The sequence below is a fragment of the Aeromonas sp. R9-2 genome (genome assembly GCF_040908025.1).
GTDB lineage: Bacteria > Pseudomonadota > Gammaproteobacteria > Enterobacterales > Aeromonadaceae > Aeromonas > Aeromonas veronii.
In genome coordinates this window covers 49,771-71,217 of record NZ_JBFOCX010000021.1, presented here as the reverse complement: position 1 = coordinate 71,217, position 21,447 = coordinate 49,771, and the positions used below count along the sequence as shown (strand labels likewise).

Genomic DNA, 21,447 nt, shown 5'->3' with positions numbered 1-21,447 from the left:
GCCCATCGAGTTCGGGAGCATAAGTACAAACATGATGTTGGATAAACTACGCGAAGGGGCGCAGGGCAAGGTAGCCAAGGTTATCTTGGGCCTGATCATCCTCTCCTTTGCCTTGGCTGGTGTAGGTAGTTACCTGAACGGCCCGGCCCGTACCGCCCCCGCCACCGTCAATGGCACCGAGATCAGTGCTGCGGCACTGGAAAATGCCTACCGTAACGAGCGCGCCCGCATGGAATCCCAGATGGGAGAGGCATTCAGCCAGCTGGCCGCGAACCCCGATTACATGAAACAGTTCCGTCGCGGCGTGCTGGATCGGCTGATCGATCAGGCGCTGCTGGACAGCAAGGCCCGTGAACTGGGTCTGCGTATCAGTGACGAACAGATCAAGCAAGCCATCGTGGCCATGCCGGAGTTTGCCGAGAATGGCAAGTTCAACAATGACCGCTATCTGCAGCTGATCCGTCGTGCCGGCATGACTCCTGAAATGTTCCGTGACTCCCTGCGTCAGGACATGGTGCGTCAACAGTTGATGAGCGCTCTGCTGGGCACCGAATTCTCCCTCAAGGGGGAAGCGGAGCAGCTCGACAAGCTCTACAACCAGACTCGCGATCTGCGTCTGGTACGTCTGGCTGCCGCCAACTACATGGCTGACGTTCAGGTCTCCGACAACGAGCTGGAGCAGTACTACAAGACCAATGGCGCCCGTTTCATGAACGACGAGCAGGTCAAGGTCGACTATCTGCTGCTGGACGCTGCCAACCTCGCCAAGGATATCAAGGTCACCGAGCAGGATGCCCAGGATTACTACGATCAGCACCAGGATCTGTTCCAGCGTGCCGAGCGTCGCCATGTGGCTCATATCCTTATCCCGTTTGGCAAGGATGAGAAAGCGGCCGAGCAGAAAGCAGAAGCCGTTTTGGCCAAAGCCAAGGCGGGCGATGATTTCGCTGCGCTGGCCAAGGCTGACTCTTCCGATACCTTCTCTGCCAAAAAAGGCGGCGAGCTGGACTGGTTCGAGAAAGGGGTGATGGATCCGGCCTTCGAGAAAGCCGCGTTCGCCCTGAACAAGGCTGGCGATCTTTCCGGCGTGGTGAAGAGCCCGTTCGGTTTCCACATCATCAAGCTGCTGGGGGTTGAAGCAGCCCAGACCAAGCCGTTTGCCGATGTGAAAGAAGAGACCATCACTCGCCTGCAAGCTGACAAGGCCAAGGAGAAGTTCTTCGCCGAGCAGCAGAAGATGGCTGACAACAGCTTCGAAAACCCGGACTCGCTGGATCTGACCGCTGATGCCATGGGGATGAAGGTTCAATCTTCCGATTTCTTCACCCAGGCGACTGCTCCGGCTCCGCTGAATGATCCCAAGGTGCTCTCCGTGGCGTTTTCCGAACAGCTGCGCGATGACAACACCAACTCCGACGTGATCGAGCTGGCTGACGGCAAGGCGCTGGTGCTGCACATCACTGGTCACAAGCCCAAAGCGGTCAAGCCGCTGGCCGAGGTGAAAGAGCAGGTGGTTGCCGCCATCAAGCATGACAAGGCTAGCGAAGTGGCCCGTGGCAAGGCCCAGGGCCTGCTGGACAAGCTGAAAGTCGGTGAGAGCATCACAGCCGATCTGACTGCACTCGGTCTGAAAGTGGAGACCCACAAAGGGGTTGCCCGCTTCGATCGCGAGCTGGATCAGAACCTGATTGCCCAGGCGTTCACGCTGCCCCATCCGATCGACGGCAAGCCGAGCGTGGCTCTGGTTGCCGAGACCAATGGTGACCGCGTTGTGGTTGCGCTGGACAAGGTCAACGTCCCTGCCGCCGCATCCGGCATGGCCGCCATGCTGCAAGCTCAGCTGGGTCAGGGCAAAGCTCAGGTGGATTACAAGTCTCTGATCGACGAGCTGCGCAAAGCGGCCAAGATCGAGTACTTCACCAGTGTGGAAGCGACCGTCGAGTAATCGGCACTGCGCAATCCATTGAAAACGGCTCCTTGATGGAGCCGTTTTTTTATCTGTGGGCAAAAGGGGGGGATACTCAAGTTCTGCTATCTGCTATCTGCTATCTGCTATCTGCTATCTGCTATCTGCTATCTGCTATCTGCTATCTGCTATCTGCTATCTGCTATCTGCTCTGTGGCGTGTAGTCACACCACTGCTATACGCCATCTCAGTCGTCTAAATACGGGATATAAAAAAACCGGCACCTGAGTGCCGGTTTTGCATTGCGCACTTGCGCAGGAGCGGGGTTATACCACGCCCTGGGTGCGCAGGTAATCTTCGTAGGTGCCGCCGAAGTCGCGGATACCATCTTCGCTCAGCTCCAGAATGCGGGTCGCCAGAGAGGAGACGAATTCGCGGTCGTGGGAGACGAAGATCAGGGTGCCCTTGTACATCTCGAGTGCCAGGTTCAAGGATTCGATAGATTCCATGTCCAGGTGGTTGGTCGGCTCATCCATGATCAGGATGTTGGGGCGCTGCATCATCAGCTTGCCGAACAGCATGCGGCCCTGTTCACCACCGGAGAGCACCTTGACCGGCTTCTTGATGTCGTCCTGGGAGAAGAGCAGACGACCCAATACGGAGCGCACAGCCTGCTCGTCTTCGTTATCCTGTTTCCACTGGGCCATCCAGTCGAACACGTTGAGGTCGGTGTCGAAATCTTCGGCGTGATCCTGGGCGTAGTAACCGATCTGGGCGTTCTCGGACCACTTGATGGTACCGGTATCCGGTGCCAGATCCCCGACCAGCGTCTTGATCAGGGTCGATTTACCGATACCGTTGGTACCCAGAATGGCGACCTTCTCACCCACTTCCAGCATCATGTTGAGGCCCTTGAACAGGGGCGCCTCGCCATAACCTTTGGACAGGCCTTCGATCTCCAGAATGTTGCGGTAGAGCTTCTTCTCCTGCTCGAAGCGGATGAAGGGGTTCTGACGGCTGGATACCTTCACTTCCTCAATCTTGATCTTGTCGATCTGCTTGAGGCGGGAGGTCGCCTGGCTGGACTTGGAGGCGTTGGCACTGAAACGGGAGACGAAGGATTGCAGATCGGCGATCTGGGCCTTCTTCTTGGCGTTGTCTGCCAGCAGACGCTCGCGCGCCTGAGTGGCGGCCAGCATGTAGTCATCGTAGTTGCCCGGATAAACGCGCAGCTCGCCGTAGTCCAGATCCGCCATGTGGGTACAGACGGAGTTCAGGAAGTGACGGTCGTGAGAGATGATGATCATGGTGCTTTCACGTTCGTTGAGCACCTGCTCCAGCCAGCGAATGGTGTTGATATCCAGGTTGTTGGTCGGTTCGTCCAGCAACAGGATGTCGGGGTTGGAGAACAGCGCCTGTGCCAGCAGCACCCGCAGTTTCCAGCCAGGGGCCACTTCGCTCATTGGGCCGTTGTGCTGCTCGATGGGAATACCGGCACCCAGCAGCAGTTCACCTGCGCGGGACTCGGCGGTATAGCCGTCATACTCGGCGACCAGACCTTCCAGCTCGGCAGCCTTCATGTAGTCGTCGTCGGTCGCTTCGAGGTTGGCGTAGATGGCATCGCGCTCGGCGATGGCCGCCCACAGCTCGGTGTGACCCATCATGACCACGTCCAGTACGCGCATATCTTCGTAGGCGAACTGATCCTGACGCAGCTTACCGATGCGCTCGTTGACGTCCAGGCTCACATTACCGCCAGTGGGCTCCAGATCACCGCCGAGGATCTTCATGAAGGTGGACTTGCCACAGCCGTTGGCGCCGATAAGGCCATAGCGGTTGCCGCCGCCAAACTTGACGTTGATGTTCTCAAACAGCGGCTTGGCGCCGAACTGCATGGTGATGTTGTTGCTACTTAACAAGGTATGTGTCCCGATTGGTCTGTCAAATGGCGCGCATTATGGCACAGATCCCCCGAAAGTTTTAGCGAGAAGTGTGATCTTGATCGGGGCAAGCGGGGCGTGCAGCCGATTGATGGGCAATAAAAAAAGCCGGCACGAGGCCGGCTTGGGAGTGTGATTGACTCATCAGTGGGAGGTGGCGCCAGAGGCACCCAGCCCGGTTTGGGAGCGAACGAACTGCGGCAGGAACTTGGCGTGTTCGTCGGCGGCGTTCTGGGAGCTGTCGGTGATGGAGAAGAACCAGATCCCAACGAAGGCCAACCCCATGGAGAAGAGGGCAGGGTATTCGTAGGGGAAGATGGCCTGGGCATGGCCCAGCACTTTCACCCACACGGTCGGGCCCAGGATCATCAGGGTCACTGCGCTCACCAGCCCCAGCCAGCCACCATAGACGGCGCCACGGGTGGTCAGGCGTGACCAGAACATGGAGAGGAACAGTACCGGGAAGTTGCAGCTGGCGGCGATGGAGAAGGCCAGACCCACCATGAAGGCGATGTTCTGCTTCTCGAACAGGATCCCCAGACCAATGGCAACTACGCCCAGCACCAGAGTCGTCATTTTGGAGACACGTAGTTCATCGGTCTCGTTGGCCTTGCCCTTCTTCAACACGCTGGCATAGAGGTCATGGGAGACCGCAGAGGCTCCCGCCAGGGTCAATCCGGCAACTACCGCCAGAATGGTGGCAAATGCCACGGCAGAGATGAAGCCGAGGAACAGGCTGCCACCGACAGCATTGGCAAGATGGACTGCCGCCATGTTGGTGCCGCCCAGCAGGGCGCCGGTGGCGTCCTTGAAGGCCGGGTTGGTGCTCACCAGCAGGATGGCGCCAAAGCCGATGATGAAGGTGAGGATGTAGAAGTAGCCGATAAAGCCGGTGGCGTAGAACACCGATTTACGCGCCTCTTTGGCGTCACTCACGGTGAAGAAACGCATCAGGATATGAGGCAGACCGGCGGTACCGAACATCAATGCCAGACCGAGCGAGATGGCGGAGATGGGGTCAGCAACCAGGCCACCCGGGCTCATGATGGCGAGCCCTTTCTCGTGCACCTTGACCGCTTCGCTAAACAGGGCACCGATATCGAAGTTGACCGATTTCATGACCATGATGGCCATGAAGGACGCACCAGAGAGCAGCATCACAGCCTTGATGATCTGCACCCAGGTGGTGGCCAGCATGCCGCCAAACAGCACGTAGAGCACCATCAGGATACCGACCAGCACCACGGCCACATGGTATTGCAGGCCAAACAGCAGCTCGATCAGCTTGCCGGCACCGACCATCTGGGCGATCAGGTAGAGGGCGACCACCACCAGCGAACCACAGGCGGAGAGGGTGCGTACTTCAGTCTGTTTGAGACGATAGGAGGCGACATCGGCGAAGGTGTATTTGCCGAGGTTGCGCAGCCGCTCGGCGATCAGGAACAGAATGATGGGCCAGCCCACCAGAAAGCCGATGGAGTAGATGAGGCCGTCATAGCCGGAGGTGTAGACCAGCGCGGAGATCCCGAGGAAGGAGGCAGCGGACATATAGTCACCGGCGATGGCCAGACCATTCTGGAAGCCGGTGATACGGCCACCGGCCGCATAGTAGTCGGAAGCCGAGCGGTTGCGCTTGGAGGCCCAGTAGGTGATGAACAGGGTTGCGGCCACAAAGACCACGAACATCACGATGGCCGATACATTGAGGGGTTGGCGTTGTACCTCGCCGGTCAGCGCATCCGCTGCCAGCAGGGGGGAGGAGGCCAGTGAGGCCAACAGCAGCCACTTGCCTTTCATGCTTTTTGCGCTCATGACTGCACTCCCTTGAGGATCTTCTGATTCAGCTCGTCAAACTCGCCGTTGGCCCGAAACACATAGATGCCGGTCAACACGAAGGAGGAGAGGATCAGTCCCACCCCGACCGGAATGCCACGGGTGACGGTGGTGCTGTCGCTGAGCGGGGTGCCCAGCCAACCGGGGGCAAAGGCGATGAGCAGAATAAACGCCAGGTAGAGTCCCAGCATCAGAGCCGAGAGGGCCCAGGCAAAACGCTGGCGCTTGGCGACCAGCTCCTGGAAGTTGGGATCTTGCTGGATCCTCAGATAGCTTTGCTGTTCCATTGCAGTTCTCCATGACATGAGTGTCAGCGGTGGATGGGGTAACCCCGACGAGCAGGCAATCTGCTCATGTAAGCAAAATGTGAATTAAATGTTATTTGTCGACAATTAGACTTTGGGATAAGCCAGTGGCGAGCCGCAGGTCAGGCGCAGGTAGATGAGCGCGGCCGTGGTGGCATCGGCAAGGGCGTCGTGGGCGGGCAGGGATGGCAGTTCAAGGTGGCTGCAGATGGCACTTAAGTGGAGGTCAATGGCCGCATCGGGATAGCGGCGATAGAGGTGGTCGTGATAGAGCTGGCTCACCTCGATCCCTCGCTGGGGCAGGGTCAATCCCCACAATTTCTGGCAGGCAAGATTGAGAATGCGCAGGTCGTAGGCGATGTGATAGCCCACCAGTTCGCGCGGGCCGATATAGTCGAGTAGCAGGCGCAGCGCGGCTTCCAGCTCCATTCCCTGTTGCAGATCCTGATGGCGCAGACCGTGGATCACCACAGATTGGCTGGTCAGGCTGGCCGGTGGCTGTACCTTGATGGCGAGGGCCTCGCCGGTCAGCAGCCGGTTGCCCTGAATGCGCACCGCCCCGATGGAGACGATCTCGGCCTGCTCGGGATCGAGACTGGTGGTCTCGAAATCGAGGGCGATCCGTTCATCTTCCGGTGGGGTGGCAAAGAGCGGCGCGAACTCGCCCATTCGGAACGCACGGCCATACCAGTAGCGTCGAACGCGGCTCAACATGGTTATTGTCTCAGACGAAAGTGCAAGGTGAGCCACTGCTGGAATTTCTTCACCTGATGCAGCGCCTGACGCAACAGATCCCGCTCGCTGTGGCTAAGCTCGCTTGTCTGCACCCGACTATTGCCTCCCTTTAGCTGGCTGCGCAGCCTCAGCCGGATAAAGAGCCGAAACGCCTCCGCCAGATTGCTGCCATAGTCGGCACTGAGCCGATCGGCGGCCACCAGCGCATCGATACGCCCCAGGGTTGAGGTTTCCAGAATGCCTGCCTCAAGGGCCAACATGCGGATACCGTGCACCAGCGGGAACAGGCCGCCCCGCTTCAGATCCAGCCCTTCCGGTGGCTGCTCCAGCCGGCCAAACAGGGTGAGCGGCGCGTGAAAGGCCACCGCTGGTCGCACCATCTCCGCCAGCAGATCCCGCCTGTCCGCCAACTGCTCGCGCAGCGCTCTGGCAACCGGCAGATGGAGCTGTCGATCCCCCGCGATGGGGTGAGCATCGGCCAGGGTGGCGAGCCAGAGCAGCTCATCCTCCTTTGCCGTAGTACAGGCGCTGGCAATAGCGCTTTGCCACTCGCTGCCCGTTTTCACCCAGGCCGGATTGTTCACCATCACCTGCCCGGGGCACAGCGGGTAGCCGAGCCGCTCCAGCAGGGCGCTGAATTCGGCCAGATCGGCTGCCTGGGTGGGCCATGCCAGCCCCTCTGGCAGGATCAGGGCGTTGTCCTGATCGGTTTTGAGGATCTGCTCGCCGCGCCCCTCCGAGCCCAGCATCAACAGGCAGACTCTATCCTGCACCTCGGGGGAGATCACCAGCGCAAAGGCTTTGGCGATCAGCTGTTCGTTGATGGTGGCGATGAGCTTCATCAAAAAGGCGGTGTGGATCCCTTGGGCAAACAGGGATCGGGTCAATTGCTGCTGCTCGCGGGCCACCGCCTCCAGCGCCGGCAGGCTGTCGGCACGGGCGATGCGCAGGGTCAGCACGTGGGAGTGGGTCGAGAAGAGCCCCAGCACCTGAGTCAGTTGCAGGATCCCCGCCACCTCGTTGCCACGCCACACCACCAGTCGCTTGATGCGATGGCGGGTCATCAGCAGCAGGGCATCAAACAGATAGCTCTCCAGCGGCAGACCAATCAGAGGAGTAGGGGTCAGCACAGAGAGGGGGGCCGTCAGCGGCAATCCCTTGAGGGTCAGGGCGTGGAGCAAAGTCTTGCGGGTTGCCAGCGTGAGGGAGCCATCGTGGGCGGGGTAGAGCAGGCAATCGGTCCCCTTGCTCACCATGGCTTCGGTCGCCGCCAGCAGTGACAGCTTGCTGTCGACGATAAGCGGTGCTTGCAAGTGGCCGGGTTCGATGCGGGTCAGGATAAATTCCGCCAGATTCTTCTGACCCAGTTGTTCGCGTTGCTCCTGCTGGCGCTGGCGTTCGGCCAGATTGGCGGTGAAGTAGCTGGCAAACTGCGGATCCTGCTCACAGAGCGCCAGAAAGGTGTGGCGAGGGATGAGCTGACAGAGGCTATCTTCCAGCGCGGTGAAGCGGTGGCGGCAGCGGCCATCAAACTGGGCGCGCACATCGAACAGATCATCGACCCCGTAATCACCAAACTGGTGGTGAGGAGCAGACTCTTCCACCGCCCCCTTGATGATGAGATAGAGGCCGGGAGGCTCCTCCCCCTCCTTGAGCAGCAGCTCCCCGGCCCGAAAATAGCAGAGCGAGAGGTGACGGGAGAGCCGCTCGCGCGCCTCCTCATCCAGTCGGTCGAACGGTGGTCTGGCAAAATTGAACAGGGTTGACATGACAGCGTCCTCTGCTGGCTTGCGGCACTCATGCAGCTCCCAGTGTGACAAAGGGAGGGGGAGGCGACCAGCCGACTTTAGTCTCAGCTGTACCGCCTGTTCACACTCTGATAACGTGGTGGTATGACCAGTGAGTCAGTTTCAAGGATCAAGGAGAGGATAAGGGAGATGGAAAAACCAAGGGTCAAGTGCGAGATCCACGACGGGATTGCCGAAGTGATGCTGACGCGGGGGGACAAACTCAATGCGCTGGACCGCGCTATGTTCAGTGCCATCGATGAAACATTGACGCAGCTCGCCCGGCACAAGGGGTTGCGGGCGGTGATCCTGCACGGCGAGGGGCGTGCCTTCTGCGCCGGGCTGGATGTGAAATCCATGCTGAGACAGCCGGTGGCGGCGCTCGATATCCTCAAGCGCGAGGCGGACGAAGCGACCAATCTGGCCCAGCGGGTTGCTTATGGTTGGCACCAGCTGCCTGTGCCGGTAATTGCGGTGACCCAGGGAGTCTGTTTTGGCGGTGGCTTGCAGATTGCGCTCGGCGCCGATTTTCGCTTCAGCACCCCCGATTGCCGCTTTTCGGTGATGGAGATCAAGTGGGGGATCATCCCCGATATGAGCGGCAGTGTCACCATGCGCAATCTGATGGGGGTGGATACCGCCATGGAGCTTGCCATGAGCGGACGCGAGCTCGATGCCATCGAGGCCAAATCCCTCGGGATGGTGAGCCGAGTCTGCGCCGATCCGCTGGTGGAGGCGCGGGAGTTTGCCCGTACCCTGATCACCAAGTCGCCCGATGCGCTGGCGGGGATCAAACAGCTTTACAGCCAGGCCTGGGCCCGCAGTGACGAGGCGATGCTCAAAGAGGAGACTCGGCTGCAAAAGCAGATCCTGGGGCGACCCAATCAGTGGCGGGCCACCCTTAACAGCCTGTTTCGCTGGCGGCTGCCCTTCGGGCCGCGCCGCAATCCGCTCTGACTGCGAGCTGCACGAGCGATCTACGGTATGCCCGACTACTTGGGTGGCTTGCAGTCGGCGCTGCTTAACCAGGATGCCACCCTGTTTCGGCGCAAATACTTCCTCAACGGCGCCCATATGGGGTTCATCATCTACGCCACCGACCCGAACATGGACGACGACACCGAGGAGGAGATGAAGGAGATGATTGCGAGCAGCAAGGGGTGGGGAATTTCCGCTCCATGTTCGTCAACATCCCGGACGGCAAGCCCGATGGCATCAATCTGATCCCTGTGGGGGATATTGCCACCAAGGACGAGTTCGCGGCCATCAAGGGGATCACCGCCCAGGATGTGCTGACATCCCACCGCTTTCCGGCGGCGCTGGCCGGCATCATCCCGACCAATGGCGGGGGAGGGCTCGGGGATCCCGAGAAGTACGATGCCACCTATGCCCGCAACGAGGTGCTGCCGCTGTGCGAGCTTATCCAGGATGCCATCAACAGTGCGTGACTCCCGTCTCCCTGCGGGTCGATTTTCGGGAGAATATCTGTTCAACTGTATAAACAAACAGTGCTTGCTGTGGCAAGATAGGCTGTTGATTTGGATAGAAAAGGGGGCGTAATGCGGGTTTATTGCAAAGTGTGTGGCCAGCGGGGCCGCATTACCAAGACCAACCGACTGAGCGATGATGTCTCGGATCTCTACTGCCAGTGCACCGATGCCGAGTGTGGCCACACTATCATTTGGGCATACTTTGAGCCCATCAGCTAAGACCACCAATCAGTTGGTTATTAGCTTGGTTAGCTCTCTAACTCCTGAAAGTCGACAGATGGTACTAGATGGTTTACTGGACTTAGGAGCTTTATAGTTCGTTAGTTAGTGACATGTGTACTGGTATCCATAAAATATAGGGAACGTGATAATACTAAGATGCTATTAATGAAATTATGCTGTTCTGTATTATCATTTCCCACAATATATCCATCTTCTTTGTATATCACGTCAACACTGTGTGATTCATCATTCCATTCTACTTTTAATTTTCCTGCTCTGATACTGTCAATGTCATCTTTTGTAAAGAATACTCTAAGGTAATTATTCGGATTGTTGTGAAATACCTTAATGGATATGTATTCTAAATCTTCTTGCTGTATTATTAGATGACTGCATGCATCATTTATTAGGGGGCGGATTTTATCCATTACACCAAAAATAAAACGATGAAGGTCTGATTTAACAAAGTGTTTAATAGTAACGTTCGTACGGGTTGTATCAGAGATCTTTGCTATTGTTAAATCATCTTGGCCACATTTGAAATATTCTGTCGTCACGTTAAGAATTGCATGGTAGAGTTCATAGTCTGCCTCTGACATATAGTTTTCTGGCAAACTATCGAAGATATACTGACGGATTTCTAACATCATGTGTTCGATTTCAACATATGCGGATACAAGTAGCCCCAAGCTTGTAACCCCTTCTCTTAAAACGCGACATCCTATATATGGAGTGAGGATCATCAAGTTATGCTGAATGGTTGATATATAATGGGCTGTAAGGTCATGCATCTTTATTGAATCATTATTCCCATTTTTTTCAGCTATAAAATCATCATAAAAAGCATAGCTCACAATATTGTTTGCTTCTATGACCTTCTTGATGTTATCACTGACGGTATTTCTAACTATGATATGTCCATTTTTATGAAGATTCTTATAATCAAATATAGTTGCATGAATTACAGGGAGATCTTTAATGGTAATGTATTTAAATTCATAATGTTCAATTTTTCTTGCCAGTACCTTTTCGAACAATTTTTCTTGTTCGAAATAGAGTTCTGACAATTGTTTACGATCTTGAATTTTTAAGGTTTCAGTTACTCTAGCAGAGCCATGATTTGCTATAGCCCAAGTTGCCAGTGGTATCGATAGAGATGCTATTGCTATTGGAAGTTTCATCGTTTCCCATAAATGAGAAAGTAATGAGTTAAATGATGGCAGATAATGTATTAATAATGCGACACCTACAGATAAGGCGATAGGAATACATATGGATGCTATGAAAGCTCCGCTTTTAAGAACATCATTTCTTGCACCAATAAGTTTGTTATACACAAGACACCGTTATTTTCAAATTTTTATGGCTAGATTAAACAGTGGTTTGTGTTGTATTTCAATCTTCTTCTATAGACAAGGCACAAGAGTAGTTACGCACTTGGCAGGTGAATCGCAAACTTAGCGCAGCGAGGTGCAGATGCAGGTCATAGACAAGATCAATCAGGGACAGCTGGGCAAGGTCTACTTCGCGGCCACTGGCGGGGATACTCGAGAGTGGATGATGAGGCGGGAGCAGCTAAGCCCACGTTATACCACCGCGCTCGGCGAACTGCCGGTGGCGAAGTGAGTTATTCAATATCTATCTTTGCCAATGTACCGATGCCGAGTGTGGCCACTTTGTCGTTCGCCCACACCCTAAGCCCTTCGGCCAAGACTACGAACCAGCTGGTGCTGAGCTTGATGGGCTCACTGACGCCCGAGGGGCGGCTGTTGGTACTGAAAGGACTGGGGGGGCAATAGCTCCCCCGCTGTTACACCTTATTCACTCGACGCCGTCATATAATTATATCGTGACATTGGAATGATACCTGACGTTCAAGGCAAGGCGGGTAAGGCGGGCACAATTTTCTGGGCATCACTCTTGACTGAATAGTTAGGTAAATCAATACCAATGGGACCGTCCTCCTTGATCTGCTTTACCATATCAGAGAATTTTGGCTGATTGTGTTCCCTAAGAAATTTTATTGCTGTCTGAATCGCTTCAATTGGTTCGCCGGATGTTGCGTTTTCCCATGAGTCACTAATGTAAAGACTAGGTCTGTCTCCAATAGCAACTAATTTTCCAGAATTATATTTAAACTCTTCGACTTGGTGCAGATGCTTTCCTGCATACCCTGCGTTGTCAATAACCCATGAAAATTGGAGGTGCTTGGCACCGTTGCTAGTAATGATATTAAATCCATTTGCAAAGGTGGAACTATGTGTCTGATCGGAAATCGCATCTTTCATTACGACAGTGGTTTTATACGCACTATAAGGATTGTGGATTTCCAATTTCAAATCAGGTATGTCTCTAGGGTATGGGGTGCGAGCAAGTAAGTCCCCAGTTGGACTATAAATGAGCACATTAATTTGTTTGTCGTAGTGGAGACTGTATATCTGATTAGTTAATGTAATAACTATCTCGTTTACCCCGTCCCCATCTAGATCGACGACCTGATATTCTGCAGTCGTAGGTATGAAGAAATCCGCCAAGAGAAACGTAGGCGGATAGTTTTTAAATCGTTGATCTTTGGCTGTTTGATAAAATTCTAGTGACTTTATCGGCTGTCTATCCAAAAGAATGGTTACAACGTCAGATTTTCCATTGGTTGGATCTGGATTTTCCTCCCACTCGGCATCTGTTCGCCGGTGGTTTTTTAGCTCAACCGCCAGTGCTTTTCTAAGTTCAGTGTCTCGTTCAAATTTCTCTGCCAATGGTTTAATTAGATCTTGAAAGAAACCTGCGGAAGATCCGATAGTTGAATATAAGGCAATTACGGCACTTGCTGGCTGCCAGATATGCTTCTTGCAAAAGACAAACTTAGCAGCGTTTCTGCAGCGTTTTTTGTCTTTCGTGAGCCCGATACATTGCATAGTTAAACCTTAACCTGACAGTGATTGGATGATTGTATTAATTCGTTATATGGATTTCTATATAACACTGCCATCCACTCATGATGGACACTAAAAAATTTCTTTTCAATCATGATATTACCAGCCCATCTTTGTTGTCTATTGGTATTTGATTGACTCCGGTTCTTGCAGCTTCTGTGGCGTATCCAACCCCTCCAGCACCCGCCACATCTCTGACAGGTATGGTTGCGGCAGCATCTCGATCCAGCGGTGCGTCCCTGAGTGGCCTTGTGCCTGGTAGACCTCGCCGCAGAGCTCAACCAGCATCGGCCAGTCCTCATCCCCCTCTGGTACCGCGTATTTATCCAGCTGACTCTGTTCTGTGGGTGGCTGGTCATCAAGCTCCCAATCCGGCTCGCTTGGTAGCGATCTGCAAGATTGCAGCTGGCCGTTCTCCAGCCAGAGGGTGAAACCGTCGGCCCTGACGCTGGCTCCAGCCCGCAAACGCTCAATGGATAAGGGTGATAACCCCCATTGTTCCCGCATGATCTGGTCTGTGAAGGCATCAGGATCCGGTAGCGTACAGTTATTGTCAGAGCTCCAAGGTGCCGGGCTGTCGCCCGTCTTAACCCCAACCCCCCTCGCTGCAGCCTCGGCGGCTTTCCTGGCTTCATGGGTGCCGGCAGGCACAATCTCCCACCCTTGCAGGCGGGTCTTGCAGCACTGGCTTGGGTGGGCCAACCAGATCGGCATTCTTTTTGGCATTGCTGATGCGGCGCAGCTCGCGCCATACCCCGACCGGGGCGCCGCCGATCTGCTGGAAGGTGCGAATGCCCCACCAACTGGCCCAGGCCACGGCATGCAGGGCGCCCTCATCGGCGGCGGTGCCAGCCTCTTCGTCATCGTCCAGGTAGGCGCCGTCGATGTTCTTGGCAATGTATTTGGCGATATAGCCCGCGGCATCGCCCTTGGCCGGGTCTATCTCTTTCCAGTCGAAGCGGGGAGTAAAATCGGTAAAGGGTGGGGCGCCCTGGATATCCCGTACCAGCTCTTCGTGGTCATCGGTCAGGGCATAGCGTTGCAGGATGCCGATCACCCGGTTGCGATCTTCCGGGCGCATAAATAGCAGCAGATGCCAGTGCGGGGTACCGTCGTGGTGAGCCTCGCACACGCGAAATCCATAAACGGGGCGTTCCACCGTTTGAGGGCAGCCACTTGATATTTCATCAGACGATGACCTATGCCCACTTTGCACCGGATTATCTCAATGACGCGGTCCGCTTTAACCCGCTGGAAAACCATCTTCAACCAGCTTGAGCTTCTCTGAGAATGGGCTGAGAAAAGTGTCCACATTTTGCCAATTCTGGTGCCTTTTCACGTCCCAAAGTGTCCCCTTATGTGGCGCCTAACTCCTTGAGTTAATGTAAGCTATTGAAAATAAAGAAATAAAAACGGCAGTCGAGGCTGCCATTTTTTATTGATGTCTTATGTCGTTTTGATTCAGGAGGTCTTGCGATCCTGATCCGGCTCGAACTGATGGCCCGATTTCTCCCGCTCCAGGTTCTCTTCGGAGCGTTTGCCCACCCAGTAATCGGCGTTCTTGATGCCGAGCTTCTCCGGGTGGAATACGGGGTCAATACCTTGTGCCTGCTGCGCTTCATAATCCTTCAGACAGGTGAAGGCGGTTTTTTGCAGCAGCAGGATGGCGATGATGTTGAGCCATGCCATCAGGCCGACCCCGATATCCCCCATACCCCACGCCAGATCCGCCGTCTTGACGGTGCCGTAGACAGTGGCAGCCATCAGCGCAATCTTCAGCAAGAAGGTGAGCCAAGGGCGATTAATCTTGCGGTTGATGTAGGCGATGTTGGTTTCGGCGATGTAGTAGTAGGCAACGATGGTGGTGAACGCGAAGAAGAACAGCGCGATGGCCACGAAAATGCTGCCAAAGCCTGGCATCATGCTCTCCATGGCGGTCTGCACATAGCCCGGGCCTGCTGCGATACCGGCAATACCCGTGTAGATGGCGGCGCCGTCCGGCCCTTGTACGTTATAGAGGCCGGTGATCAGCAGCATAAAGCCGGTGGCGGAGCAGACGAACAGGGTGTCGATATAGACGGAGAACGCCTGCACCAGACCCTGCTTGGCCGGGTGGCTCACTGCCGCAGCAGAAGAGGCGTGCGGCCCGGTACCCTGACCCGCTTCGTTGGAGTAGACCCCGCGTTTTACCCCCCACATGATGGCCAGACCTAGAATGGCACCGAAACCGGCATCCAGACCGAAGGCGCTCTTCCAGATCAGCAGGATCACGCCCGGCAGCTGGCCGATATTGAGGGCGATGATGACACAAGCCACGATGATGTAGCCCAGCGCCATAAAGGGCACCACGGTACTGGCGAAGCTGGCGATACGCTTGACGCCGCCGAAGATAATAAAGCCGAGCAGCAGCGCCAGACCGGCGGCGGTGACGTTCGGATCGATATTAAAGGCGGTCTGCAGGCTGGAGCCGATGGAGTTGGCCTGCACGCCCGGCAGCAGTACGCCGCAGGCGAAGACGGTCGCGATGGCGAAGGTCCAGGCGTACCACTTCATGCCAAGCCCTTTCTCGATATAGAAGGCCGGGCCGCCGCGGTATTCACCGTTGATCTTCTCTTTGTAAACCTGACCCAGGGTGGACTCCACGAAGGCAGAGCTGGCGCCGAGGAAGGCGACCATCCACATCCAGAACAGGGCGCCCGGGCCACCGAAGGTGATGGCGGTGGCCACACCGGCGATGTTACCGGTACCCACACGACCGGCCAGGGTCATGGCCAGCGCCTGGAAGGAGGAGACACCGGCATCGGTGCTCTTGCCATCAAACATCAGGCGCACCATCTCTTTGATATGACGCAGTTGCAAAAAACGGGTGCGCAGGGAGAAGTAAAGACCGACCCCCAGACACAGGTAGATGAGCGCAGGGCTCCAGATTACACCATTGATGGCATTGACGATTTCATTCATGTACAACAACTCCTTTGTTGTGTTTGTGGCGCTGTCTTGGCGAGATCTTGGCCTCGCTCTCTGTCACTGTTTTCGGCCCTGTTTGTTAACAATCCAGTTAACAAATGAGCTCGAGGTTGAGGGGTTAAGCAGAGCGCAAACACGCGCCATGCATGGCTTGTAACATATCGAGTTGTATCGGTGCTTCCCAGCGAAAAATGTTGCCTTGTTGCAAATTTGTGAATTGACAAGGGTGGGGGGATAATGGCAGGCAGCGTTTTCTATGAGTAAAGATGAGATCCTCCTTGTTGATCTGCGCCAGACAATGTGATGGGCGTAACACAATGGAAAGCAAACATGAGGCCAACAATGAAAAATGACCCTGAGACGTTGACGATCCGTCCCCCTGAGGCCGACGACGGGAGCGCCATCGCCCACCTGTTCACCCAATTGGGGTATCCTGCCGAAGGCGCTGACGTGACGGCGCGCCTGTTGGCGCCGGATCCCGCGAGCGTTGTGCTGCTCGCGTCCCTGGCCGACAAGGTGGTCGGCGTGCTGGTGTGGCACAAGCTGGCACCACTGCATGTTGCACCAGCTTGGGGCCTGATCTCTGCGCTGGTTGTCGATGAAGGGGCAAGAGGGGCGGGAGTGGGCGCAGCCTTGCTCAAGGGAGCAGAAGCGATGGCGCGGGCCGCAGGTTGCGCCCAGCTGGAGCTATCCAGCAGTCTCAAGCGCGAGGCGGCGCACCGTTTCTATCTGGCGCAGGATTATCAGGAGCGGCCGAAACGGTTCGTCAAACTGTTGTGACCTGTTGTTTTCATCAAAAGAAGGAGTAGGCGTGCTGGGATGGTTCAAATGGCTGGGTGGTCGCCCGCAAACGTCCATGAGTGAGGATGAGTTGGCATTGTGGCGTCAGGCGCTGGTGGCAGTGCCCATCTTGCAAGGGCTCAGCGACACAGAGCAGACGACGCTGATCGGGTTGGGGCAACAGCTGCTTAAGCGCAAGACCCTGACCCTGATCGGGGTCGAGCTCAGCAGCCGTCAACAGGCGGTGCTGGCGCTGCAGGCGGCGTTGCCTATTCTGCACCTCGGCCTTGACTGGTATCGCGGCTTTCACGAAATCATCATCATTCCCGAGCCCGTCACCCGGCGTCAGGAGGTGCAGGATGAGTTCGGGCTGGTGAGCGAGTTTGAAGAGGAGAACGCTGGCGAATCCTGGCCGCAAGGGCCGCTGGTGCTGGCCTGGAGCGAACTGCAGCAGGATGGTGACTGGGACGGCTTTAATCTGGTGATCCACGAGCTGGCCCACAAGCTCGATATGCTGGGCGGTGAGGCGGACGGTACGCCGCCGTTGCCGGGGCCGATGAGCAGCCAGCAGTGGCAACAGGCCTTTCAGAGCGCTTTCGACGAGTTGTGCCAGCAGCTCGACCGGGACGAAGTGACCGCCATCGATCCCTATGCTGCTGAACATCCTGCGGAGTTTTTCGCCGTCTGCTGCGAGTGTTTCTTTACCGATCCGCTGCGGCTGCTGCAGGTCTATCCCGCGGTATACCGGCAACTGAGCCAGTTCTTTAGCCAGGATCCCGCACTGCGTTTCCCCGCGACCCGCTTGCTGGCGGGGGAGGGAGGTTACGGAATTCTGTGACATCAATGCACAACAAAAATGGTAAAACAGTGGAAATGCTTAATTGTGGTCTGTATGGAGATGGTAGGGAGTGGTCATACGGCTTCAAACCGGTAACCCTACCGTGTTATCTGGAGTCACCGTATGACCACCAACGAGAAAGTAGCACGTCGCAAACTCAGCCTGCTAGAGCTCGCCAAAGAGCTCAATAACGTCAGCAAAGCCTGCAAGCTCATCGGCTACAGCCGCCAGCAGTTCTACGAAATCCGCCGTAATTACCAGACCTATGGCGCCGAGGGCTTGCTTGACAAATTGCCTGGCTGTAAAGGGGCTCATCCCAACCGGGTTGCGCCCGAGATTGAACAGGCCATCCTCGATTACTCCCTCACCAGACCAACCCATGGCCCGCTGCGGGTCGCCCAAGAACTGGCTCTGCAAGGCATCAGGTGTGCGTGGCGTGTGGCAACGTCACGACTTGCTCTCCAAACACGACCGATTGTTGCGCCTCGAGAAAACCCACCGTGAGCAGACCATTGAGCTCAATGACGAGCAAATTCGCCTGTTAGAGCGCTTCAGCCCCGAGTTTCGCGAACGTCAGATTGAGGTTCACTACACCGGGGAACTGGTGGCGGTCGACACCTTCTTCGTCGGCGCGCTCAAGGGGGTTGGTAAGGTGTATCTGCAAACGGTGCTGCCGTTTTTCGAGGCCCACGAAGCACGAGGCTATACCATCCTGTCGGATAACGGGCGTGAGTTCTGTGGGCGCCCAGACCATCATCTCTACGAGCTGTTCCTGCAACTGGAGGGGATTGAGCACCGGACAACCAAGGTACGCAGGCCGCAGAGCAACGGCTTTATCGAACGGCCACATCAAGGCAGGATGATGGAGGGTCAAACCCCCTACAACATGTTCAAGAAGGGTCTGAAATTGATACCGCAGGAAGTGCGCACTAAAGTAGCGTAAACAAGACACCGGTTTGAGGCCGGTGTCAGGTGATAACTAGATCTGTACAGATTGATAAGTTACTTTATTTTTATGAACTTACTGTTCTTAAATGTTTTTGCTATATCTGATTTCATTTTATCTACTAATTCTTCCACATAATCTTGTGCAATCGAAAGTCCTTTTGATTTTGCTGTTATTAATAAGGATGTAACATCATTTTCTCTGCCGCAATTAGCACATACAACAAAACTATGGCTAGGAGGCGTGTAGTCAGAATAAGGTATGGCAAACTGTTCTGAGTGACAGAAAGTGCAGCGTAACTTAATCGTTTTATGTAGTTCATCCATAGTTAAATAAGTCCAGTTAGTGAGCCTGCAACTCCTCCAAGAATGGAGCTAACAAGAGGATGTTCGAGAAATGTAGTAAGCCGTTTTTTAGCTTCGCTCTTTTCTTCAGTTGAAGCTTGAGATTTATCAATATCTTGAATTAATTGATTGAAAATGTTGCTTATATTCTGGGTATTTCCATTTCCAATTTGAGATGGCGCATTAACATTTAATGTTGATATTTGCATGCTGGCACCTAACTCATATGAACGATCTTTACCATGTTTGACGGAGATGGCTCTGCTTTGCCCCTCTTCAGTGAGTTGAACCTGTGAAAAATCCCTATAGCTTTTTATTACAAGGCCACGGGAGTGCGAAATGTTTATTATTTTAAATAAATGTTCTTCTGGCCAACCTAAGTTTTTATCTATAGCGACTCTGTCGTTTTCACCTTCATTAAACCCAAAATAAACCGTTTTGATAGTTTCACCTAAGCTTTCCATATCATCATTCATATAGGTTAACAACGCATCAATATCAGATTGAATTTTTTCTGGGTTCATGGTGAGCCTCTTAAAAAGGTGTGGTATACAAATTTCTGAAATGTAAATTTACATTATCATGGCTGCAGCTGTGAAGAAACATGTATGTAATAGGGTTGAATATATTATTTTTTAGCTTTATTTGCACACACGTATTATCTCGTATGCTGGGCTAAAAATGGTAGGTCCGTGCTTCACGAAGTGAAGCCCCACGTTTACCGTGGAATATGCCTGTAAATCTGTTTTACGGCTTCGCCACATCCTTGTTTATTCCGCTCTGGTTGACGTAATCATGCTCGCCTGTTGGGCTTCGCTACGCTCTGCGCCAACCTACAAATCACGCTATCTCAATCCTGCCGCCGCTGGGACCATCAGCTGATCACGCTTGGCGATAATGCCCCCTCAGATTTCACCTGTAAAAATGCCGACCCTCGGGTCGGCAGTTTCAAGAAATAGGGTGTGGGGCGAAACAGTATGAGAAATTGTTGCCCTCTATCGCCGGGCTATTTATCCGCCTTGCCCGCCGCATCGGCAAGTTTGGCCAGCTGTTTGTCATACCAGGCCACTGGGCGGTTCTCATCTTCCGCCCGCTCCTTGCGCCGGATGGCATTGCGTACCGCCATTGCACCCAGCCAGCGAAAGGGTTCGGGCGGAAAATAGCCGCGCGGGCCGCTGACCAGCGCGCATTCACGCCAGGGTTTATCCTCCTCCCGCACTTCATCTCTCACCAAAGCCGCCAGGATCTGGCCGCCGATCCAGCTTTGCGCCACTCCGTTGCCGGAGTAGCCGAGACCATAGACGATATTGGGCTGCCCTCGCCAGTGGCCGAAGAAGGGGAGGCCATCCACCGAGCGGTCGGAGGCACCGCACCAGCTGGCGGCGATGGGCACCTCTTTAAGCGCCGGAAAGAAGCGGCGCAGGGTGCGGGTGAGGGGGGCAAGATAGCGGCTCGGCGCATCGAACTCGGCTAGATGGCGGTTGGCAAAGGCGAAGGTGTTGCCCCCCTTGCCCAGCATCAGCCGTCCTTGCGGGGTGGAGCGGTAGTAATGCACAAAGGTGCGGCCATCCACCACGGAGCGGCCGTGCTCAAGCTGCTGGGTGGCCAGTGCATCCGGCGCGGGGTCGGTTATCACCATATCGGAGGAGACCAGCACGATACTGCGGCGAAACTCGCGAAAGTGCTGCACCATGGCGCTGTTGAGGGCCAGCACCACCTTGCGGGCACGCACCTCGCCCTGTGGCGTTTGCACCCGCGCAGGCTGGCCCGCCTCAAGGCGCCGCATGGGGGAGTGCTCATAGACCTCGACCCCCAGCTCCCGCGCCACCCGCAGCAGGCCGCGCACCAAGAGCGCCGGTTGCACCGAGCCCGCGTGAGGGCTGTAAAGCCCCTCCAGATGAACGTGGGAACCGCTCTGGCTCGCCAGTTCATCCTCTTCAATCGCCTGCCACTGGTTAAGACCGGCTCGCTTGAGTTCCTGCAATACCGGCTCCATCAGGCCGCGCTGCGCCTCGCTGGTGGCGGTGTAGCAGGTGCCCTCGACCCTCAGCTCCGCTTCTATGTTGTGCGTTTCGCAGAAGCGGGCAATCTCGTGTACCGCCTGCTCGGATCTTTGTACCAGCCAGGCGGCCTGCTGCTCGCCAAAGAGGCGCTTTAACGTCAGGTATTTGGCCGACCAGGTGAGCAAACAGCCGCCGTTGCGCCCGGAGGCGCCGCTGCCACAGCGATCTTTCTCCAGCACCATGATGCGTAAGGCAGGCTCGGCCTGTTTAAGGGCAATGGCGCTCCAAAGCCCGGTAAAGCCGCCGCCGACGATGCAGATATCGGCCTCGTGGTTGCCGACTAGGGGCGTGGGCGGCGCGGGCTGTTCGGCGGCAAGCGCTTCGGCCAGCCAGAAGGGGAGAGTGGACATGATGACTC

General features: G+C 55.4%; 16 protein-coding genes and 5 pseudogenes. 9 read left to right on the top strand and 12 right to left on the bottom strand.

The window, feature by feature from the left end; genetic code table 11:
* Positions 1–31 precede the first annotated feature (31 nt).
* Entirely contained in the window at positions 32–1,945 is a 1,914-nt protein-coding gene (ppiD, locus tag AB5Y71_RS08230) for a peptidylprolyl isomerase (RefSeq protein WP_368171368.1), read from the top strand.
* Positions 1,946–2,232: 287 nt separating this feature from the next.
* On the opposite strand, the gene AB5Y71_RS08225 is transcribed toward ppiD, so the two are convergent.
* The 5 genes from AB5Y71_RS08225 to AB5Y71_RS08205 form a co-directional block, all read right to left on the bottom strand.
* A complete protein-coding gene (locus AB5Y71_RS08225) occupies positions 2,233–3,825 on the bottom strand; it encodes an ABC-F family ATPase (protein WP_005336974.1) in 1,593 nt (530 codons plus the stop codon).
* A gap of 165 nt (positions 3,826–3,990) precedes the next feature.
* Complete coding sequence (locus AB5Y71_RS08220) at positions 3,991–5,643, bottom strand: cation acetate symporter (RefSeq protein ID WP_346197405.1); 1,653 nt, start codon at positions 5,641–5,643, stop codon at positions 3,991–3,993.
* Between the two features lie 11 nt (positions 5,644–5,654).
* The gene (locus AB5Y71_RS08215) at positions 5,655–5,966 is read right to left on the bottom strand and encodes a DUF485 domain-containing protein (protein WP_005336970.1); all 312 of its coding nucleotides are present in this window, start codon (positions 5,964–5,966) and stop codon (positions 5,655–5,657) included.
* 105 nt (positions 5,967–6,071) lie between these two features.
* A complete protein-coding gene (locus AB5Y71_RS08210; RefSeq protein ID WP_307895023.1) occupies positions 6,072–6,698 on the bottom strand; it encodes a 3'-5' exonuclease in 627 nt (208 codons plus the stop codon).
* A 2-nt stretch (positions 6,699–6,700) separates the two neighbouring features.
* Positions 6,701–8,488 carry a putative nucleotidyltransferase substrate binding domain-containing protein gene (locus AB5Y71_RS08205; protein WP_307895022.1) on the bottom strand — a complete coding sequence of 596 codons (1,788 nt, stop codon included), beginning with the start codon at positions 8,486–8,488 and terminating at the stop codon, positions 6,701–6,703.
* Positions 8,489–8,656: 168 nt separating this feature from the next.
* On the opposite strand from AB5Y71_RS08205, the gene AB5Y71_RS08200 reads away from it, so the two are divergent.
* From AB5Y71_RS08200 to AB5Y71_RS08190, 3 genes and pseudogenes are all read left to right on the top strand, one after another.
* Positions 8,657–9,463: a crotonase/enoyl-CoA hydratase family protein gene (locus tag AB5Y71_RS08200; RefSeq protein ID WP_368171367.1), complete on the top strand. Its 807-nt coding sequence runs from the start codon at positions 8,657–8,659 to the stop codon at positions 9,461–9,463.
* An 18-nt stretch (positions 9,464–9,481) separates the two neighbouring features.
* Positions 9,482–9,954: pseudogene (locus AB5Y71_RS08195) on the top strand (phage portal protein); the annotation flags it as partial.
* 111 nt (positions 9,955–10,065) lie between these two features.
* Positions 10,066–10,312 (top strand): annotated as a pseudogene (locus AB5Y71_RS08190) (ogr/Delta-like zinc finger family protein).
* A gap of 4 nt (positions 10,313–10,316) precedes the next feature.
* On the opposite strand, the gene AB5Y71_RS08185 reads toward AB5Y71_RS08190, so the two are convergent.
* Entirely contained in the window at positions 10,317–11,555 is a 1,239-nt protein-coding gene (locus tag AB5Y71_RS08185; protein WP_368171366.1) for a hypothetical protein, read from the bottom strand.
* A 139-nt stretch (positions 11,556–11,694) separates the two neighbouring features.
* On the opposite strand from AB5Y71_RS08185, the gene AB5Y71_RS08180 reads away from it, so the two are divergent.
* Together AB5Y71_RS08180 and AB5Y71_RS08175 are read left to right on the top strand one after the other, a co-directional pair.
* The gene (locus tag AB5Y71_RS08180) at positions 11,695–11,844 is read left to right on the top strand and encodes a DUF4113 domain-containing protein (protein ID WP_234880031.1); all 150 of its coding nucleotides are present in this window, start codon (positions 11,695–11,697) and stop codon (positions 11,842–11,844) included.
* Positions 11,807–12,017, top strand: a pseudogene (locus AB5Y71_RS08175) (transcriptional regulator). Before AB5Y71_RS08180 ends, AB5Y71_RS08175 begins: the two are co-directional and overlap by 38 nt.
* Positions 12,018–12,092: 75 nt before the next feature.
* Here AB5Y71_RS08175 and AB5Y71_RS08170 read toward each other — a convergent pair.
* The 3 genes and pseudogenes from AB5Y71_RS08170 to AB5Y71_RS08160 all read right to left on the bottom strand — a co-directional run bounded on the left by AB5Y71_RS08170 (position 12,093) and on the right by AB5Y71_RS08160 (position 16,112).
* The gene (locus tag AB5Y71_RS08170; protein WP_139429646.1) at positions 12,093–13,133 is read right to left on the bottom strand and encodes a hypothetical protein; all 1,041 of its coding nucleotides are present in this window, start codon (positions 13,131–13,133) and stop codon (positions 12,093–12,095) included.
* 138 nt (positions 13,134–13,271) lie between these two features.
* Positions 13,272–14,324, bottom strand: a pseudogene (locus tag AB5Y71_RS08165) (replication endonuclease); the annotation flags it as partial.
* Between the two features lie 288 nt (positions 14,325–14,612).
* On the bottom strand, positions 14,613–16,112 hold the full coding sequence (locus tag AB5Y71_RS08160; RefSeq protein ID WP_005360093.1) for a sodium:alanine symporter family protein: 1,500 nt from the start codon (positions 16,110–16,112) through the stop codon (positions 14,613–14,615).
* A 348-nt stretch (positions 16,113–16,460) separates the two neighbouring features.
* On the opposite strand from AB5Y71_RS08160, the gene AB5Y71_RS08155 reads away from it, so the two are divergent.
* The 3 genes and pseudogenes from AB5Y71_RS08155 (at position 16,461) to AB5Y71_RS08145 (ending at position 18,679) form a co-directional block, all read left to right on the top strand.
* On the top strand, positions 16,461–16,898 hold the full coding sequence (locus AB5Y71_RS08155) for a GNAT family N-acetyltransferase (RefSeq protein WP_019445255.1): 438 nt from the start codon (positions 16,461–16,463) through the stop codon (positions 16,896–16,898).
* Between the two features lie 76 nt (positions 16,899–16,974).
* Entirely contained in the window at positions 16,975–17,736 is a 762-nt protein-coding gene (locus AB5Y71_RS08150; protein ID WP_368171397.1) for a zinc-dependent peptidase, read from the top strand.
* A 123-nt stretch (positions 17,737–17,859) separates the two neighbouring features.
* Positions 17,860–18,679 (top strand): annotated as a pseudogene (locus AB5Y71_RS08145) (helix-turn-helix domain-containing protein).
* 59 nt (positions 18,680–18,738) lie between these two features.
* On the opposite strand, the gene AB5Y71_RS08140 reads toward AB5Y71_RS08145, so the two are convergent.
* From AB5Y71_RS08140 to AB5Y71_RS08130, 3 genes are all read right to left on the bottom strand, one after another.
* On the bottom strand, positions 18,739–19,008 hold the full coding sequence (locus tag AB5Y71_RS08140) for a hypothetical protein (RefSeq protein WP_081250363.1): 270 nt from the start codon (positions 19,006–19,008) through the stop codon (positions 18,739–18,741).
* 2 nt (positions 19,009–19,010) lie between these two features.
* A complete protein-coding gene (locus AB5Y71_RS08135) occupies positions 19,011–19,550 on the bottom strand; it encodes a hypothetical protein (RefSeq protein ID WP_081250362.1) in 540 nt (179 codons plus the stop codon).
* A 482-nt stretch (positions 19,551–20,032) separates the two neighbouring features.
* Complete coding sequence (locus AB5Y71_RS08130) at positions 20,033–21,439, bottom strand: FAD-dependent oxidoreductase (protein WP_368171365.1); 1,407 nt, start codon at positions 21,437–21,439, stop codon at positions 20,033–20,035.
* Positions 21,440–21,447 lie beyond the last annotated feature (8 nt).

Excerpts from the sequence above, each read along its gene's own strand:
- ppiD (WP_368171368.1), top strand. The coding sequence starts at position 32 with ATGATGTTGGATAAACTACGCGAAGGGGCGCAGGGCAAGGTAGCCAAG.
- AB5Y71_RS08220 (WP_346197405.1), bottom strand. The coding sequence starts at position 5,643 with ATGAAAGGCAAGTGGCTGCTGTTGGCCTCACTGGCCTCCTCCCCCCTG.
- AB5Y71_RS08215 (WP_005336970.1), bottom strand. The coding sequence starts at position 5,966 with ATGGAACAGCAAAGCTATCTGAGGATCCAGCAAGATCCCAACTTCCAG.
- AB5Y71_RS08210 (WP_307895023.1), bottom strand. The coding sequence starts at position 6,698 with ATGTTGAGCCGCGTTCGACGCTACTGGTATGGCCGTGCGTTCCGAATG.
- AB5Y71_RS08205 (WP_307895022.1), bottom strand. The coding sequence starts at position 8,488 with ATGTCAACCCTGTTCAATTTTGCCAGACCACCGTTCGACCGACTGGAT.
- AB5Y71_RS08200 (WP_368171367.1), top strand. The coding sequence starts at position 8,657 with ATGGAAAAACCAAGGGTCAAGTGCGAGATCCACGACGGGATTGCCGAA.
- AB5Y71_RS08180 (WP_234880031.1), top strand. The coding sequence starts at position 11,695 with ATGCAGGTCATAGACAAGATCAATCAGGGACAGCTGGGCAAGGTCTAC.
- AB5Y71_RS08170 (WP_139429646.1), bottom strand. The coding sequence starts at position 13,133 with ATGCAATGTATCGGGCTCACGAAAGACAAAAAACGCTGCAGAAACGCT.
- AB5Y71_RS08160 (WP_005360093.1), bottom strand. The coding sequence starts at position 16,112 with ATGAATGAAATCGTCAATGCCATCAATGGTGTAATCTGGAGCCCTGCG.
- AB5Y71_RS08155 (WP_019445255.1), top strand. The coding sequence starts at position 16,461 with ATGAAAAATGACCCTGAGACGTTGACGATCCGTCCCCCTGAGGCCGAC.
- AB5Y71_RS08150 (WP_368171397.1), top strand. The coding sequence starts at position 16,975 with ATGAGTGAGGATGAGTTGGCATTGTGGCGTCAGGCGCTGGTGGCAGTG.
- AB5Y71_RS08140 (WP_081250363.1), bottom strand. The coding sequence starts at position 19,008 with ATGGATGAACTACATAAAACGATTAAGTTACGCTGCACTTTCTGTCAC.
- AB5Y71_RS08135 (WP_081250362.1), bottom strand. The coding sequence starts at position 19,550 with ATGAACCCAGAAAAAATTCAATCTGATATTGATGCGTTGTTAACCTAT.
- AB5Y71_RS08130 (WP_368171365.1), bottom strand. The coding sequence starts at position 21,439 with ATGTCCACTCTCCCCTTCTGGCTGGCCGAAGCGCTTGCCGCCGAACAG.